The organism is Limnobacter sp. CACIAM 66H1, from assembly GCF_001601825.1.
GTDB lineage: Bacteria > Pseudomonadota > Gammaproteobacteria > Burkholderiales > Burkholderiaceae_B > Limnobacter.
The window spans coordinates 29,493-46,722 of sequence record NZ_LUJK01000004.1 but is presented as its reverse complement, the minus strand read 5'-3'; the positions used below and the strand labels follow the sequence as shown (position 1 = coordinate 46,722).

General features: G+C 53.7%; 16 protein-coding genes and 2 pseudogenes. 9 read left to right on the top strand and 9 right to left on the bottom strand.

Annotation, left to right across the window (positions count from 1 at the left end; translation table 11 throughout):
- Positions 1-3: 3 nt before the first annotated feature.
- Positions 4-471, bottom strand: a complete 468-nt coding sequence (locus A0129_RS01995) for an Lrp/AsnC family transcriptional regulator (protein WP_291711967.1) — start codon at positions 469-471, stop codon at positions 4-6.
- A 141-nt stretch (positions 472-612) separates the two neighbouring features.
- Here A0129_RS01995 and leuA point away from each other — a divergent pair, with 141 nt between their 5' ends.
- The 5 genes from leuA to A0129_RS01970 all read left to right on the top strand — a co-directional run bounded on the left by leuA (position 613) and on the right by A0129_RS01970 (position 6,511).
- Positions 613-2,295, top strand: a complete 1,683-nt coding sequence (leuA, locus tag A0129_RS01990) for a 2-isopropylmalate synthase (protein ID WP_291711964.1) — start codon at positions 613-615, stop codon at positions 2,293-2,295.
- Positions 2,296-2,339: 44 nt separating this feature from the next.
- The gene (gene pth / locus A0129_RS01985) at positions 2,340-2,939 is read left to right on the top strand and encodes an aminoacyl-tRNA hydrolase (protein WP_291711962.1); all 600 of its coding nucleotides are present in this window, start codon (positions 2,340-2,342) and stop codon (positions 2,937-2,939) included.
- Positions 2,936-4,048 (top strand): patatin-like phospholipase family protein, encoded by a 1,113-nt coding sequence (locus A0129_RS01980; protein ID WP_291711960.1) that lies wholly within the window; start codon positions 2,936-2,938, stop codon positions 4,046-4,048. Before pth ends, A0129_RS01980 begins: the two co-directional genes overlap by 4 nt.
- Before the next feature lie 46 nt (positions 4,049-4,094).
- Positions 4,095-5,186, top strand: coding sequence for a redox-regulated ATPase YchF (gene ychF / locus A0129_RS01975; RefSeq protein WP_291711958.1), 1,092 nt, complete (start codon positions 4,095-4,097; stop codon positions 5,184-5,186).
- A 95-nt stretch (positions 5,187-5,281) separates the two neighbouring features.
- On the top strand, positions 5,282-6,511 hold the full coding sequence (locus A0129_RS01970; RefSeq protein ID WP_291711956.1) for a hypothetical protein: 1,230 nt from the start codon (positions 5,282-5,284) through the stop codon (positions 6,509-6,511).
- Here the strand turns inward: A0129_RS01970 and A0129_RS01965 are convergent.
- The 6 genes and pseudogenes from A0129_RS01965 to A0129_RS01940 form a co-directional block, all read right to left on the bottom strand.
- Positions 6,508-7,068 (bottom strand): hypothetical protein, encoded by a 561-nt coding sequence (locus A0129_RS01965; RefSeq protein WP_291711954.1) that lies wholly within the window; start codon positions 7,066-7,068, stop codon positions 6,508-6,510. The two genes, A0129_RS01970 and A0129_RS01965, sit on opposite strands and share 4 nt — an antisense overlap.
- Before the next feature lie 239 nt (positions 7,069-7,307).
- Positions 7,308-7,586 (bottom strand): YfhL family 4Fe-4S dicluster ferredoxin, encoded by a 279-nt coding sequence (locus tag A0129_RS01960; protein ID WP_291711952.1) that lies wholly within the window; start codon positions 7,584-7,586, stop codon positions 7,308-7,310.
- 9 nt (positions 7,587-7,595) lie between these two features.
- Complete coding sequence (gene coaD, locus A0129_RS01955) at positions 7,596-8,099, bottom strand: pantetheine-phosphate adenylyltransferase (RefSeq protein ID WP_291711950.1); 504 nt, start codon at positions 8,097-8,099, stop codon at positions 7,596-7,598.
- Positions 8,100-8,158: 59 nt separating this feature from the next.
- Positions 8,159-8,764 (bottom strand): 16S rRNA (guanine(966)-N(2))-methyltransferase RsmD, encoded by a 606-nt coding sequence (gene rsmD, locus A0129_RS01950; RefSeq protein WP_291711948.1) that lies wholly within the window; start codon positions 8,762-8,764, stop codon positions 8,159-8,161.
- Between the two features lie 30 nt (positions 8,765-8,794).
- Complete coding sequence (locus A0129_RS01945) at positions 8,795-10,144, bottom strand: pitrilysin family protein (RefSeq protein WP_291711946.1); 1,350 nt, start codon at positions 10,142-10,144, stop codon at positions 8,795-8,797.
- 63 nt (positions 10,145-10,207) lie between these two features.
- Positions 10,208-11,621: pseudogene (locus tag A0129_RS01940) on the bottom strand (M16 family metallopeptidase).
- Positions 11,622-11,737: 116 nt separating this feature from the next.
- Between A0129_RS01940 and ftsY the strand changes: the two are divergent.
- The 3 genes and pseudogenes from ftsY (at position 11,738) to A0129_RS01920 (ending at position 14,339) form a co-directional block, all read left to right on the top strand.
- A pseudogene (gene ftsY, locus A0129_RS01935) lies at positions 11,738-12,678 on the top strand (signal recognition particle-docking protein FtsY).
- Positions 12,675-13,409 (top strand): cell division ATP-binding protein FtsE, encoded by a 735-nt coding sequence (locus A0129_RS01925; RefSeq protein ID WP_291711940.1) that lies wholly within the window; start codon positions 12,675-12,677, stop codon positions 13,407-13,409. The pseudogene ftsY and the gene A0129_RS01925 overlap by 4 nt, the downstream one beginning before the upstream one ends.
- Positions 13,410-13,430: 21 nt before the next feature.
- A complete protein-coding gene (locus A0129_RS01920) occupies positions 13,431-14,339 on the top strand; it encodes an ABC transporter permease (RefSeq protein ID WP_291711938.1) in 909 nt (302 codons plus the stop codon).
- A 15-nt stretch (positions 14,340-14,354) separates the two neighbouring features.
- Here the strand turns inward: A0129_RS01920 and rfbD are convergent, their stop codons facing one another.
- Both rfbD and rfbB read right to left on the bottom strand, forming a co-directional pair.
- Positions 14,355-15,302 carry a dTDP-4-dehydrorhamnose reductase gene (rfbD, locus tag A0129_RS01915; RefSeq protein ID WP_291711936.1) on the bottom strand — a complete coding sequence of 316 codons (948 nt, stop codon included), beginning with the start codon at positions 15,300-15,302 and terminating at the stop codon, positions 14,355-14,357.
- A 301-nt stretch (positions 15,303-15,603) separates the two neighbouring features.
- Complete coding sequence (gene rfbB / locus A0129_RS01910) at positions 15,604-16,632, bottom strand: dTDP-glucose 4,6-dehydratase (RefSeq protein WP_291711934.1); 1,029 nt, start codon at positions 16,630-16,632, stop codon at positions 15,604-15,606.
- A gap of 138 nt (positions 16,633-16,770) precedes the next feature.
- Here rfbB and A0129_RS01905 point away from each other — a divergent pair, with 138 nt between their 5' ends.
- The gene (locus A0129_RS01905; protein ID WP_291711932.1) at positions 16,771-17,169 is read left to right on the top strand and encodes a hypothetical protein; all 399 of its coding nucleotides are present in this window, start codon (positions 16,771-16,773) and stop codon (positions 17,167-17,169) included.
- The last annotated feature ends 61 nt before the right edge of the window (positions 17,170-17,230 follow it).

The following is a 17,230-nucleotide window of genomic DNA, read 5'->3' as shown; positions in this document are numbered from 1 at the left end:
AAATCAGCCTATCGGCACCTCGGTTTTATCAACCACCCGGCGCAACACGAAACTGGTGTGTACGCCCGTCACACCTTTGATACGGGTAATTTTGTTCAACAGCAAGTTCTGGTAGCCATCCATGTCGGCCACAATCACTTTCAACTGGTAATCGGCCTGCTGACCAGTAATCAGCAAACATTCCAGCACCTCGGGAATGGCGGCAATGGCCTCCTCAAAACTGGCAAAGCGTTCTGGCGTGTGTTGATCCATTGAAATATAGATCAGGGCCATCAAACTGTAGCCCAGCTTTTTCGCATCCACCAAGGCACGGTAACCGGTAATCAAGCCAGCGTCTTCAAGCGCCTTGACACGGCGCAAACACGGCGATGGCGACAAACCAATCGCGTCAGCGAGGTCTTGATTGCTCATTCGCCCATCGGCCTGTAGCAGGGTCAAAATACGTTTGTCATAGCGGTCCAGCTCTTGCATTTGGCTATAAATGTCTTCAAATAATCCAACAACGCAATTATCTGCCAATTTATATAAATATCCAAGCAACAAACGCAATCATCTTTCATCTCAAAACACCTACACTGTGTTTAATCGATTCACCTTTCAGGCCAACGAAGCATGTTGAAGAACCCCGCCACCAAATATCGCCCCGCTTACAAAGTGGACCTGCCCGACAGAACCTGGCCCAACAAGGCCATTGAACAAGCGCCAATCTGGTTAAGCACTGATTTGCGCGACGGCAACCAGGCGATTTTTGAGCCCATGAGCGTGGCAACCAAACTGGACTTCTTCAAGGAATTGGTGCGCATTGGCTTCAAGGAAATTGAGGTGGGTTTTCCGGCCGCCTCTCAAATCGACTTCGACGTGGTACGGCATTTGATCGACAACGATTTAATTCCGAACGATGTCACCCCCATGGTCATGACCCAGGCTCGTGATGACCTCATTGAGCGAACAGTGGAATCGGTGATTGGTGCCAAAAGCGCCATCGTCCACATCTACAACTCCACCGCACCCGTGTGGAGAAATACGGTGTTCCGCATGACTGTGCCCGAAGTGATCGACATGGTGAACAAGCGCGTGCAAAAAGTGAAAGAACTCACCGATGCTCACCCGGAAACACAGTGGGTTTTGCAGTACTCGCCCGAGTGTTTCAACATGACGGAACTGGATGTGGCCTTGCAGGCTTGCAACACCGCCATTGAAGCGTGGAATGCAGGGCCGAATCGCAAGATCATCATCAACCTGCCCACCACCGTGGAATGGAGCACACCCAATGTGTTCGCCGATCAAATTGAGTGGATGAACCGACACCTTGCCCGTCGTGAGCATGTGGTGCTTTCCGTGCACCCACACAATGACCGCGGCACGGGTGTGGCCACCGCCGAACTGGCCATGATGGCTGGCGCGCAACGTGTTGAAGGTTGCCTGTTCGGCAATGGCGAACGATGCGGCAATGTCGATATCGTGACTTTGGCCTTGAACATGTACACCCAAGGTGTGCACCCGAACCTTGATTTCTCCGACATCAACGCAGTGGCCCGAGTGGTGGAAAGTTGCACGCAGTTGCCGATTCATCCACGCCACCCTTATGTGGGCGATTTGGTGTACACCGCTTTTTCCGGTTCGCACCAGGATGCCATCAAAAAGGGGTTCGATATTCAAAAGCCCGATGCCATTTGGGAGGTACCCTACCTGCCCATCGACCCGGTGGATGTGGGCCGCACCTACGACAGCGTGATTCGTGTCAACAGTCAGTCTGGCAAAGGCGGCATTGCCTACATTCTGGAACGTGAACATGGTGTGGTCATGCCACGCCGCATGCAGGTGGAATTTTCAGGCGTGGTACAAAAGGTCAGCGACAGCACAGCTGCGGAAATGACGTCGCCTGCCCTGTGGGCACTGTTCGAGCAAACCTACTTGCAAAACAACGACAGCCAGCCGCGCTACATCAGCCACAAAGTGTTTGATGCCGAAGGTGGCCAAGGCATTGAGATTACCGTACAACAGCGAGGTGAAACCATTCGCCTTGAAGGTGTGGGCAACGGCCCCCTGGATGCCGCTGTGCAAGCCCTTGGTGTGCCCATGGACATTGTGGGGTTTGAGGAACGCAGCGTCGGCCAGGGTGCCAAATCAAAAGCCATGGCCATTATTGAGGTAAGCGTACCCAACATGCCCGGCAGCAAGTTCGGTGTGGGGTTTCACGACAACATCACCACGGCCAGCCTGATGGCGCTGGTGAGTGCGTGGAGACGGGTGGATCAAACTTCTTCGAGCAAATCTGCCACTGCAATCGAATAATCAGTGAAAATACAGCCTTGTGAATCAAAGGGCTGTATTTCTTCATGTCCAGCAACACCCCCATCAAATTGATTGTCGGCTTGGGTAACCCCGGCCCACAGTATGCCGACACTCGCCACAACGCAGGCGTGTGGTATCTGGAGGCGCTTGCGCGCAAGCACAATGTATTTTTACAAAGCGACAAGCGGTTTTTCGGCGACATGGCGCGCATTAAATTTGCAGGTGAAGACGTGTGGTTGCTGTTTCCCACCACGTTCATGAACCGCTCCGGGCAGGCCGTTGGTGCTCTGGCCAAGTTCTTCAAAATCAAGCCTGAGGAAATTCTGGTCGCACACGATGAGCTGGACCTGCTGCCGGGACAAATCAAAATGAAGAAAGGCGGCGGCCACGCGGGTCACAATGGTTTGAAAGACATTCATGCCCACATGGGCAGCAACGAATTCTGGCGCGCACGCATTGGCATTGGCCACCCACGTAGCCTCAACCTTCAACAAGGCGTAGCCGACTTTGTATTGCATCGCCCCAGCAACGATCAACAGCAGGTGATCGACAAATCAATTGATGTGCTGCTGAAACACACCGAGTTAATATTGAAGGGCCAAATTGGCCAGGCCACCACGCACATTCACACGGAGTGCGCATGAGAAGCAGCATACAGATTATTTTGGGCGATCGCGCCAAAGCGCACATTGCCAACAAGGGCCTAAAGCCGGAAGACATTTGCGCCATCCCCGCTGCTGCTGGGGGTCCGAAAGGTTTGATTTTGCAAGGGCTGGATCAGTATTTGTTCAACGAGTGGTTGAGCGCGTCCCACCTCGAAACCCGTGCCGCCAATGGTGTAAAACCCTTGCAATTGATTGGTGCCTCCATCGGTGCATGGCGCATGGCAGCCGCCGCCAGCAGCAACCCGGCAGCCACACTCAAACGGTTGGCGCAGCACTATGTCGAGGCACAAAATTACACCAAGGGGGTGGACCGATTCGAGATCAGTCGAGTGTGCCAGGCCATGGTGCAGGCCGTGGTGGCCGAGGAAGCGCAGCACATGGTAAAGCCGACTGGCAAAGAATTGCTGGTGTGGGTCAACAAAGGGCTCACACCGCTGCACCACGCGCAGCAGCAGCGCGCCCGCAAGCGAGGCTTTGCCAGCGCAGTATTGGCCAACAGCGTTAACCGCAATCGCCTTTCCAGCTATTTCGAGCGATGGGTGTTTCAAAGCCCGGGAGCCCACACCGATTGGCTCAAGCAGCCCTTTGATCGCATTCCCACCAGAATCGAAGATCTGGATGCATTGAACATTCACGACGCCTTGTTGGCCAGCGGCAGTATTCCGTTTGTGCTGAACCCGGTTCATAAAATTGCACTGGCCCTCCGTGAAAACCACCCGGAAGTGAAATACCACGAGGGCCCGTTCTGGGACGGTGGCTTGACCGATTATCACCTGGCCCTACCCTATCATCGACTCGACGGTCTGGTGCTATACCCGCACTTTGCGCCCACAGTTACACCGGGTTGGCTGGACAAGTTTTTAAAAGTACGCAAAGCCAAACCCGAGTGGATGAGCAATGTCATTCTGGTGTGTCCCTCACCTGAATTCGTGAAGCGCCTGCCAGCCAAGAAAATTCCGGATCGAAGTGACTTCAAGCGCTACAAATTTGACCACCGCATTCGTATACCACTGTGGCAGGCGGCAATTCGCGAAAGCGAACGCATGGCAGAAGACTTTTCAACCTGGCTTGCCAACGTGAATCGCTAGGCGCGGTACAATTCACCCCATTCAATTAAGCACTTAGCGAATTCTCATGACTCTCAAATGCGGCATCGTTGGCCTTCCCAACGTCGGTAAATCCACCCTGTTCAACGCGCTGACCAAAGCGGGCATTGCGGCAGAAAACTATCCCTTCTGCACAATCGAACCGAACGTGGGCATGGTTGAAGTGCCCGACGCACGCTTGCAACAGCTTGCCGACATTGTGAAACCCGAGCGCATTGTGCCAGCCACTGTTGAATTTGTAGACATCGCTGGCCTGGTGGCGGGCGCATCAAAGGGCGAAGGCTTGGGCAATCAGTTTTTGGCTCACATTCGAGAAACCGACGCAATCGTCAACGTGGTGCGTTGTTTTGAAGACGACAATGTGATTCACGTGAATGGTCGTGTAGATCCGCTCTCCGACATTGAAACCATTGAAACTGAATTGTGTTTGGCTGACATGGGCACGGTGGAAAAAGCGGTACACCGTTATGCCAAACAGGCTCGCGCAAACGACAAAGACGCCGCAAAAATTCTGGCCATTCTGCAGCGCTGTGAAGCCCAGTTGAACGAAGCCAAACCTGTGCGCGCCTTGGGCCTGGACGCTGAGGAACTGTTCGCCATTAAAAGCTTCGGCTTGATCACGGCCAAGCCCGCCATGTACGTGGCCAACGTTGCAGAAGACGGCTTCGAGAACAACCCGTACCTTGAGCGCTTGCAGGAATATGCCGCCAAGCAGAATGCACCCGTGGTTGCGGTGTGCGCCGCCATTGAAGCGGAAATTGCCGATCTGGACGACGCCGATAAAATGGAATTTCTGTCTGACATGGGCATGACTGAACCTGGCCTGAACCGCGTCATTCGCGCGGGTTTCAAACTGCTGGGTCTGCAAACGTACTTCACAGCGGGTGTCAAGGAAGTACGCGCCTGGACCATCAAAATTGGCGACACGGCCCCCAAAGCCGCCGGCGTCATTCACACCGATTTTGAACGTGGCTTTATTCGCGCCCAAACCATTGCATTCGATGACTACATTCAGTTCAAAGGTGAAAACGGTGCCAAGGAAGCTGGCAAAATGCGAGCGGAAGGCAAAGAATATGTGGTGAAGGACGGCGACGTACTCAACTTCCTGTTCAATGTGTAAATGAACCAATAAGACCAGGCCCTTCGGGGCCTTGTTTTTTTACCTGCACATTTCTGTGCTACGGTAATGCAAGTATTCACTCGCAGTACCCCACCATGTCCAAAGCCCTGAAGTGGTCCATTCTCGCGCTTGTCATCCTGCTTGTTGGAGCCGTACTGGCTCACGGTGTGGTTGTTCCACGCTTCCTCTGGGAACCCAAACTCAACAGCGTTCGCAATCAGTACGCTGACCAGCGTATTGATGTAAAACGCGTGGTGCTAGCGCTTTCCTTGAAACCGCAATTGATCATTTCTGAAATAGAAGTGGATGACCCCACCCGCAAGGAGAACCTGCAAGTGGGTTTGATCCGACTGGGCATGAACGCCATGGAGTCGATCAAGCTGGGCCGAATTCAAGTGGAGTCACTGACCATCAAAGGCCTGGCGGCTCGGGCCGAGAAAGATTCCGACTGCAGCCAACCCAGCTTGAGTTGTACACCTGTGCTGCCAGTGGCGCTGGCTGCTCGGGCCTGGCAAAGCACGCAAGTGGCCAACCCCGGTTTTTTTACGCCCGAACTTGCTTTGAATTCACTGGAACTTGAACAGGCCCAGTTCATGGTGAATAACCCCGAAGCCCAGCAAGAACTGAGCGGCAAACTGGAGCAGTTCAAGTTTAAAGTGGGCAACAGCACTCCAGACAATCAGTTCAATCTGGGTTGGCGCGTGAGTATCAACACCCCACAAGAGAACAATCAGCTGTACATCGCCATGAATGCGCAAACTGAAGCGGGCCCCATGCGCGAAATTTCACTCAAACAATTGAAAATCGATATTGACGGTCAATGGAATGGTTTCCCGTGGACCGGCACTGCCGAGCAAGACCTGCTGGTGTTGCGGCTAGCGCAAGCCAACAACGGAGAAGGTGCGCCTTTTATCAAATTGCATGGTGAAAACCTTCGTACCTATGTGCGTCGAGACGATTTGCCTGAAACACACCAGGCCGCATTTTCTGCCCAACAATTTGAGGGTGGCCTGCCCGCGCAAAACTGGACCCTGAACAAAGCCGAATGGACCTACACCCACGAGGATGCCCAGGCCTGGACCTTCAACATGAACTACATGGCATCAGAAGGTTTGCTTGAATTACAACCCGAAACCATAAAGGGCAGCGAAGGTATTCCTGCTGAAGCGCAAGTTCGTGAATTGAACTGCAATGCGGATGAAGCTGCCATACGGGAAGACAAGCCTTACTGGGCCTGGCAAGAAGGCTGGTTTAGGGTACTTGACGAAAAGCCGTTGGAGAATTCGAGTTTGGTGTTGTGTCCAATCCTCGCAGCAACTCCCTAAAGAGCAACGGATGCCAGAAACTGCAAAGTTTTGATTTTACTTGATCTAGGCTTCTCCAAAACTTCACGTTGAATGTCGCACACCACGGACTTCAAGAGCTCAGTAGTACTGAGCTCGGTCTCATCTTCCAGACTTCGGAGTTCCGTCTTCAATTTTTCAGATACTTTCATCGACAATCGCTTGCTCGGAATTTTTATGTTCTTGGAAGAAAAATTGACAACTGAAAGCTTGTGCGCATTGAACAGCCGTTGTATCCGATTTGGATCTTGGGCCAAATCATGAATGTAATAACAAATCAGATCTTTTCGAAAATCTGGAGAAGACTCAGGCTCGAGCGTGAAGGCCGCGAGGTCAAGCACGTCCAAATAGATAGCGGGCAATCGGACTTCAATCGATTTCAGTGCCTTTTTCCGCGATTCAGAAATAGCTGGAGTGGACTGTGCCGGTATTGACACCACCTGGTCACACACATCACACACACCTACCAAAATATCTTGTGCCGCACCTTTCCCATCACTAAATGGCACATCTCGGCGCATAAAAGTGACTGGAACCATGTCCTTTCAATGACTACAAATCGCACGGCTTTTTTCGCCATCAATGAACAGTTTCATGACAATTTCCAGATCTATTTATGAACACTGATAAACCAAGCGTCAGGCTCTAAAAAGTAAAAAATGTACGACAAATTTCGTACAAAGCCCAGTTCTACAAAGAATGATTATAGAAACGGCTTTTCAACAATCCAGGGAAGATTCTCTAATCAGACAAGAAGGGTTGCTTCTGTCAACAGCCATCAATCACCAGCTTTTGGTAAATAGGGGGTTTTGTCTGGGTGCAGCTTGAAAAACTTGCCCAGCAATTGCTGCTGGGTGTCGGGGTGGGCCGGGTCTTTGGGAATACATTCAACCGGGCACACCACCACGCATTGCGGCTCGTCGAAATGCCCCACGCACTCAGTGCATTTGCCGGGGTCTATCTCATAAATTTCTTCACCCATGCTGATTGCACCGTTCGGGCACTCGGGCTCGCACACGTCGCAATTGATGCATTCATCGGTGATGATTAAAGCCATACGCTCACTTTACTTGTTGATCACCTGCGGAGGGGTCAGGCCCAGCTTCTGGTTCAGCCAATGTTCAACCGACGGAAACACAAACTTGCTGACATCGCCACCCAGGGAGGCGATTTCACGCACAATGGTGCCGGAAATAAACTGGTACTGGTCTGAAGGGGTCAGGAACATGGTTTCCACATCGGGCAGCAAATACCGGTTCATACCCGCCATTTGAAACTCGTACTCAAAATCGCTCACCGCACGCAAGCCACGAATAATCACATTGGCATTGTTGGAGCGAACAAAGTCCTTGAGCAAACCCTTGAAACCTTTCACCTCTACATTGGGGTAGTGGCTCAGTACTTCGCGCGCAATTTGAACGCGCTCATCCATGGTGAAGAAAGGTTTTTTGTTGGGGCTATCGGCCACACCAACCACCAGTTTGTCGAATATTTTCGCGCCGCGACGCACCAAATCTTCATGGCCGCGGGTCAGTGGATCAAATGTTCCGGGATATACAGCAATGCGCATCGCTGATCTCCATATCAAAGGGTTTTATTCGCGTGATACTGCTCTATCCCCGCTTTGTATCACACAGCAGGCAGGGCGAACAAATGCGCATGCACTTGGCCTGCTTTTAAATGACGCAAAGCATCAATTTCTTGAACATTCAACGCCTTGCACAGTGCTTCCTCATTGGCAAACAGGTTTTCATGCCATTCGGCGTACACCAAGCCCTGTGGCTTTAACACTGCTTTGATCAGCGGCAGGGTGGACTGCATCAAATCACTTCGAAAGGGGGGGTCAAGCGCCACCAAGTCGAATTGCTTACCCCCACCGGCCAAGCGTTTCAGGCATGCGAGTGCATCATTGGCGTCAACCTGGACGGACGGGGCATTGCCCTCTGCGGCAGGCCATTTCGACAACAGGTAAGCTTTGTTCTGCTGCAACTGGGCAACCACCTGGCGGTTTTGCTCTACCAGCAGCACCTCGCTTGCCCCACGCGAGGCCGCCTCAAAACCCAAAGCACCTGTGCCTGCGTACAAATCGAGCACTTGCATGCCGGTGCAGTCTTGTCCCAGCCAGTTGAATACAGTCTCGCGCACCCGATCCGGCGTTGGCCTCAGACCCTCGACCGGCGCAATCGGCAGCATGTGTCGGCGCCAAACCCCGCCGATTATTCTTAGCTTATTCAACGTGCTTGCCCAGCCTTCTCATTCAGCTTCTCACTCAACCTTTCCACCCACCACCACAGTCACCAGCTTGTCCGCTTTCACGTGCCGGGCAAAGGCCTCCCGCGCGCTTTGAACGGTCACCTTCTCAATCTCGGCAGTCCAGTTGTCAAGGTAGTTCAGTGGCAGGCCATGCAGGCCCATCATGGAGATATTGCCCAGCAACTTGCCATTGCTGTCGATCCGCAGGGGAAAGCCGCCAATCAGGTTTTGTTTGGCTGCGTTCAGTTCGGCTTGTGTGGGGCCCTTCTCGATAAAATCAAGAATGGTTCTTCGCATGATTTGTACTGCCTCAGCAGTCGACTCTTTTTTGGTCTGCACGCCGGCCTGGAATGGGCCAGCATCGCCTGCCGGCATGAAGTAAGAATAGGTGCTGTAGGCCAAGCCGCGTTTCTCGCGAATTTCGTCCATGAGGCGCGACACAAAACCACCGCCCCCCAGAATGTGATTGGCCACCAGCAAATCAAAATAATCCGGCGCGCCACGGCGCATGGCAGGCAGGCCCATCAAAATATGGCTTTGCGCAGCAGGGTGGTCAATCTGAATGGTTTGCCCTTTCATGGCCGCCTGCAATTCTTGATAGTCGGCACCTCCCAAGGGGTTGCCTTGTAGCTCACCTTTTGGCAAACCAGCGGTGAGTTCATTGGCCAGCTGCTCGGCCTGTGCACGGGTAATGTTGCCCACGAGCGAGACCACCGCCTTGTTACCCAGGTAGCGGGTTTTGTAAAACTGCTCTACATCAGCCACGGTAATGGCGTTCAAGCTTGCTTCGGTGGTGTGCGTGCCGTATGGGTGATTCGGGTAAAGCGCCGTGGCAAACGCACGGTCGGCCAAGGTGTCGGGCTTGGTCAATGCCTCTTTCAGGCCAGCCACACTGCGTGCTGTTTCACGCGCCAGAATGTCGGCGTTGAAAACCGGCTTTTGAAGCACGGTTTTCATCAGGGAAATTGCTTTTGAAAACTCGGGCTCGGAAGTCAATGTACGCAATTGCACCCCGGCGGAATCGCTGCTGGCCCCACCAGAGAACTGCGCGCCCGTGTCGGCAAAACCATCGGCAATGTCATTCTCGGAAAGGCCTTCTGCACCCCGACCAATCATGTCGCCGGTGGCGCTCGCCAAGCCCTCTTTGCCCTTGGGGTCAGCACGGCTACCTGCCGGGAAGTCCACACGTACATCCAGCATGGGCAACGCTTCCGCGCGCATAAACATCACTTTCGCACCGCTGGCCGCCGTCCAGCTTTCAATCGGCAATGCGGCATTGGCAGGCGCTGCAAACACGGCAGCTGCGGTGGCCCCAGCGGCAAACAAGCCGCGAATGAATACTTTGTTCTTGCTACTCAACATGGTTGTAAATCCCTGCATGACTTGTTGGTGCTCAATTGCTTACTCAGTTGCTCACTCAGTTACTTAATGAGTCAAACCCTTGGGTGGCGCATCTTTCTTGTTGGGGTCAATGGGCAGCGGGAACAAGGTGCCCACTGTCAACTGGTCCTGATCAAAGAATTTCTGCGCGGCATACTGAACTTCCTGAGCTGTCACGGTTTTGATTTGTTCAATCATCCGGTCAATATCGCCCACCTCAAAACCGATGGTCACATTCTGGCCAATTTCAACAGCCTGCCCATACACGGAATCCCGCTTGTACACCTGGCTGGCAATCAGCTGCGCTTTCACGCGGGCCAGTTCAGCCTCACTCACGCCCTCATCAGCCACCTTTTTCACTTGGGCCAACAAAGCTTTTTCCAAGGCCTCCACGGTCTGGCCTGGGGCAGGTGCGCCGTCCAAATAAAACAGCGACGGGCCACGGCCTGTCATGTCATAGCTGGCTCCGGCCTGCAAGGCCACTTTCTGGTTTTGCACCAACTCGCGATTCAAACGCGCACCAGAATAGCCATCCAGCACTGCACTTAGCACTGCCAGCGAATAGGCATCACGGTCTTTCAACACATTCTCCAGCTTGGGCACTTTGAAACCCATGATCAGGTAGGGGTTTTCAGCAGGTGCCTTTACCTGCACACGGCGTATGCCCTCTTGCCTGGGCTCCTCTTGAGGCTTGCGCTCTTCCAGCTTCTTGGGTTTTACCTTGCCATAGGTTTTTTTCAGCCATGGCTTTTACCTCGGCGGGTTGCACATCGCCCACCACCACCAGTACTGCATTCTGGGGTGTGTACCAGGTGTCATACCATTTGCGTGCATCCTTGTAGGTCATGGCTTCAAGGTCGCTCATCCAGCCAATCACCGGCGTGCGTGTGGGGTTGGCCTGGAAGGCGGTTGCCATGAAAGCCTCATAGAGCTTGCCGGTGGCTTGGTCGTCGGTGCGGTAACGGCGCTCCTCCATCACCACCTTGATTTCTTTTTCAAACTCGCTTTCGCTCAACACCAGGTTGGCCATGCGGTCCGCCTCAAGCGCCATGACCTTGCTCAAGTCTTTGGCCTGCAGCTGCTGAAAGTAAGCGGTGTAATCACGGCTGGTAAAGGCGTTGTCCCGTCCGCCCAAGGCCGCCACGGTTTCAGAGAACTCACCCACCTTGAGGTTTTTCGTCTCCTTGAACATCATGTGCTCAAGCACATGGGCCACGCCTGTGGTGCCGTTGTACTCGTCAATCGAGCCGGCCTTGTACCACACCATGTGCGCCACTGTGGGCGAGCGGTGGTCTTCCTTCACCACCACACGCAGGCCATTTTTCAGTGTGTATTCGGTGACATCGCCATCTGCCGCCCGGGCAGCGTTAACCATCAACAATTGAGAACCTGCAATCAGCAAAGCACCGGTGGCCAGTGCTGCCCAACGCCTATTCAGTTGAAAACCTGTTTTTATCATTCAAGACACCTTTTACAGCAAACGTCCGTTTTAAGCTCAATGGTAGAATAAGTCATTCAACATCTCGCTGTGTGACAGTCGTTCGCACCGCTTAGTTTCCTCAATTGGAGTTTTACATGCAGATTCCTGGGCAGAGACAGGACTGGCTTGGTCGTTTGAAATCGGGCTTGACCAAAACCCGTTCCGGCCTCACCTCCATGTTCACCGGCGAAAAAGTCGATGAAGCCTTTTTCGAAGAAATGGAAGAGCGCCTTCTGTTGGCCGATTGCGGTTTGCCCGCCACTGAACTGCTGATGCAGAAAGTACGCGACACGGTGTACCAGAAAGGCCTGACCCGGCCTGAGGATGTTCGCTTGGTGCTGCGCGACGCTGTATTTGACCTGCTCCGCCCCCTGGAAACCAGCATGGGTGTAGACCGCGCTCGCCCCTTGGTCATGATGGTGGTGGGTGTGAACGGTGCAGGCAAAACTACCAGCATTGGCAAATTGGCCAATCATTACGCGGAAATTGGTTACTCCGTTCTGCTGGCCGCTGGCGACACCTTTCGCGCTGCAGCCCGCGAGCAACTGGATGTGTGGGCCAATCGCAGCAGCGTAGACGTCATTTCAGCGCAAGGTGGAGACCCCGCAGCAGTGGCATTTGATTCGGTGCAGTCCGGAATTTCTCGCAACAGCCACATCGTGATTGTGGACACCGCTGGCCGCCTGCCCACGCAGCTTCATCTGATGGAAGAGTTGAAGAAAATCAAGAAAGTGCTGGGCAAAGCCAAGATGGATGCGCCACATGAAATTGTGCTGGTGGTGGATGCCACCAATGGTCAAACGCCTTGCAACAAATCAAGGCATTCAACGATGCACTTACACTGACCGCGCTGGTGGTCACCAAACTGGACGGCACGGCCAAAGGCGGAATCCTGGCAGCCATGAGCATGAGCACCCGCGTGCCAGTTGCCTTTATTGGCGTGGGCGAGAAGCTGGGCGATTTGCGCCCTTTCAGCCCCCGGGAATTCGCCAACGCCTTGGTTGGCATCGACACTGACGGAAACCAAACCGCATGATCCAATTCAAAAACGTCACTTTGAAGTACGGCACCCACGCCGCCTTGAAGGGCGTGAATTTTCAGCTACCCAAAGGTTCATTCACACTGCTGGAAGGCCATTCCGGCGCGGGCAAAAGCTCTATATTGCGATTGCTGGCCACGTTTGAACAACCCAGCAGTGGCGACATTTTGGTGGGCAAAAGCTCCATAGCACGCCTGAACCGGCGAGAACGTGCGCACTACCGGCGCAATGTGGGCTACACGGGAATGGACGTGGAGTTGCTGCACAATCGCAATTGCTTTGACAACGTGGCCCTGCCCCTGCGCGTGGTTGGGCTTTCCGAGAGCGATATTCAAAGCCGCGTCAAGGCTGCATTGGCGCGCGTAGGCTTAAGCCACACCGACCGCATGCTGCCCAGTGAATTGTCGGGCGGACAACAGTTGCGCTTGCAAATTGCACGCGCCGTGGTTAATCGACCAGCGCTTGTGTTGGCCGATGAGCCCACCGCCCAACTGGACGATGAATCGGCCGCGCGCGTGGTGGGTTTGCTGGAGGAGTTCAACCGCGCGGGGGTCACGATTATTGTGGCCACTCACGAGGCACACCGCTTCAACCGTGTTACCCATCGCCTGAAACTGGGTGAAGGCGCAGTGCTGCCGGCACCCGCCGATTTGTCGCACAACGGTGGTCGCGAGGCAGGCGTGCAGACTTTTTCCAAAGACTTTCTGAACAAGGCCTACGGGGCTTGATCCACTTTTAAGAGACAACACATGCGTTGGTTACGTTTGCAGTGGTTTTCAATTTCTGCCGGTTTAAAGCTGTGGCTTGATGAACCTCTGGGCCACCTGTTCAACGCCCTGGTACTGGCGATCGCACTGGCCATGCCATGGACGATTGCACAGGGGCTGAGCGCGATTGTGCCCAGCATGGACCGTTGGGTGGGCGACCCTGAAATCAGCCTGTACTTCAAACCCGATGCCACACTGGATTCCGTAAAAAGTGCAGCCGCACAATTGAAGCGCGATTTCGATTTGGACAGCGTGAATATCGTCACACCCGAGCAGGCCATGGAGCGTTTGCGCACGCAAAGCCAAACACCCGATTTGGCCCAAGCCCTACCTGAAAACCCCCTGCCCTACACCGTGGTGGTGGTGCTTGAAGTGGATGCCACCACCGACACCCAGGCCATCGAAAGCAAAATCGCAGAATGGCAAAACTTCACTGGTGTTGAGCATGTTCAATATGATGCACAGTGGGTGCGTCGCCTTCAATCGGTATTGAACGGCACGCAAATTATTGCCATGGCTTTGGCCGTGCTCATTGCAGGCATGGTGTTGGTGGTTACCTTCAATACAGTGCGTTTGCAGCTGATTCGCAACCAGGCTGAAGTGCATGTGTTGAAATCGCTGGGTGCCACCGACACCGAAGTGGGCCGCCCCACCCTGTGGTGGTCAGTCAGCCTGGCGCTGGTGGCGTTTGGTTTGGCTTATGCCGTGGTAAGTGGTGCGATGGGCCTGGCCGACGATGCCGCCGGTACATTCATTCGTGAATTTGACCGCGATTTCCGATTCGAACAACCCAGCGGTATTACCGCGCTGGGGCTGATTCTGGTGTGGGTGGTGCTGGTGATGGTGGGCGCCTGGGCCTCCGTGAAAAGCACAGTGCTGCGGATTCATTGACCCAACAATCTTCGCTCAGTAATTGAGCACAAAATTTCGAACACCTTTCGTCCACTCCGGTGGATTTACGCGGAAGGTGTCCATCAATTTCCTGTTATTCAACACTGAATACGCCGGGCGCTGCGCTGCGAAATTCATGCTGGCGGTTTTGACGCGTTCAATGTTGGGCATGCGCTGAACAATGCCTTGTTTGTGGGCGTGTTCGATGGCCAGGCAGGCGTAATCGAACCAGGTAGTCACGCCCGCAGCACTGGCATGGAAAAATTCACCGCTGGGAATCTCGGACGGAAAGTCGGGCAGAAAAGTGGGGGCCAGTTTGCCCATGGTTTTGTAACGGTGCATGGCCACAACACCAGCCACCGTCAGTCCCAATTCAGCCAACCAGTTGGCCGGGGTAGGCGCGCCGGCTTGATCATCAACCACCTGCAATTTGTCGCGCTCCTGGGCCAGCTTGATCATGGTTCGGCAGAAGTTGTTGCCGCGCTGGCCGTACACCCAACTGGTGCGAAACACCACCCAATTCCCGCCCACTTCCTTCAGGTATTTTTCACCTTCCAGTTTCGATTTTCCGTAAGCGTTTAGCGGGTTGGTGGCATCGGTTTCTGTATAGGGTTGGCTGGCTTTTCCATCGAACACATAGTCGGTGCTGTAGTGCACCAGTGCCACACCCTGCTTTTTGCATTGCTCGGCCAAAATGCCCACCGCTTTTGCATTGATGGCGTGTGCAAGTTCAGTTTCGGTTTCTGCTTTTTCTACGTTGGTGTAGGCAGCAGCGTTGATGACTACGTCGGGGCGTACGTCTTTCAGGGCATTGATCAGGGTGTCGGGTTTGGCCAGGTCCGCTTTGTCGCGGCCGTAGCTGATGCACGCGTCCATGGTTTCCATCAAGGCGGGCTTGGCATGTTGACCAATGGTGTGGCCCAGTTGGCCTTGTGCGCCAAGCACGAGTACGCGAATTCCCAAAACGAAGCTCTCCTGAAAACTGTTGCGATAGTTTAACCGTATTGATTGCAGGTGTGCTTGGCCCACCCGGCGCGAATTTCAATCTCTCGCCAGAAAACCTGTACTCCCCTTGCTGAGCCTTGCGATGCCTGAGAACGACCCTCCTAAACTGCGGGTCGGGTCCGTTCTCTGTCGCCCATGCCGGGCAACACCGGCCCTGCTCGGGACACAAGGGCAGGTTTTCTTGAAGGCGAGGCGATCGAAACACCGCCGCCGATTGGGCACTGAATACATCGGTGACCATTCAAGTTTGGCTCCCAAGTCACCGTTCAGCGGTCACTTCAGCAACCCAGGCCTGGTTTGCCAAATACCACTGCACGGTTTTTCGAATGCCCGTCTCAAAAGTTTCAACCGGCTTCCACCCCAACTCGCGTTCAATTTTTCGTGCATCAATGGCGTATCGACGGTCATGCCCGGGCCGATCGGTCACAAAGGCAATTTGCGTTGAATACGAAACGCCATCTGCTCGGGGTTGGAGTTCATCCAGCAGGGCACAAATCAATTTCACGACGTCGATGTTGGCTTTTTCATTCCAGCCACCAATGTTGTAGGTTTCACCCAGCACACCGTTTTCAAGCACGGTGCGTATGCCGCGGGTGTGGTCTTCCACAAAAAGCCAGTCGCGAATTTGCTGCCCATCGCCATACACGGGTAACTGCTTTCCGTTCAAGGCATTCATGATGCACAGCGGGATCAGCTTTTCCGGAAAATGATAAGGCCCATAATTGTTGCTGCAATTGGTGGTCAGCACGGGCAAGCCATAGGTGTGGTGCCAGGCGCGCACCAAGTGGTCGCTGGCTGCTTTGCTGGCCGAGTAAGGGCTGTTGGGTTCGTATCGGTTGGTTTCTGAGAATGGCGCGTCTTCTGGTTTTAGCGTGCCGTATACCTCGTCCGTGCTCACATGCAAAAACCGAAAACCCGCCTTGGCCTCACCTTGCAAACCATTCCAGTATTCGCGTGCGCATTCCAGTAAACGGTAAGTGCCCACCACATTGGTTTCAATAAATTCACCGGGTCCAAGAATGGACCTGTCCACATGACTTTCTGCGGCAAAGTTCAACACGGCGCGGGGTTTGTGCTTTTCAAAAATAGCGCGAACGGCATGGATATCGCCAATCGAGGCATGCACGAAGGTGTGCTCCGGTCGCTTCAATACAGGGCCCAAAGTGCTCAAGTGGCCTGCGTAGGTCAACGCATCCAGGCTAACAACCGGCTCAGCGCTGTGCTCAAAATGTTGGCGCACATAACACGAGCCAATAAAACCGGCAGAACCCGTCACAAGTAAAGTCATGATTGATCAGTAAATTGCTTAGAATAAAACCTGAACTAAAAAAATACACAATAAGTCACAATAGCAATTGTGCAGGTCAGGGCAGTATTTCAATTATCACAGGCATCAGCCAGCTTTTTTATTTATTAGGGACAGAACATGACCATCAATTGGAACCGAATTACTCAACTGGGCTTCATCGCCGCGGCCTCTTCACTTGCAGCCGCATGCGTGGCTGTAGCGCCACTGCCCAACAACAATCCGCCTGCCGAGAACAGCAGCACATCGGCCACAATGTGCAACATCGAAGGCAAGCAGCAACAGGATTTGTCCGACGGCACCACCAAGGCCAACGTGACTCAGTCTTGCGAAGAAACCGTGATTTACATTGAAAACCAGCACAAAGAGCACCCCAAGCGTTGCCGCGTGCTGGTGGGCGCACAAATGACCGAGCTTTACATCATGCCCGGTGAAAACCGTACCCTGACTCAAACAGGCCCAGTGGCGCGCAACACAGTGCAAGTAGGTTGCATCAACGACTGGAACCGCCCCAAGTAAGGACAGCGTAAGCCATCGTTAACTTTAGTTAAAAGTTGTCTTAGACATTTCGTACTGATTT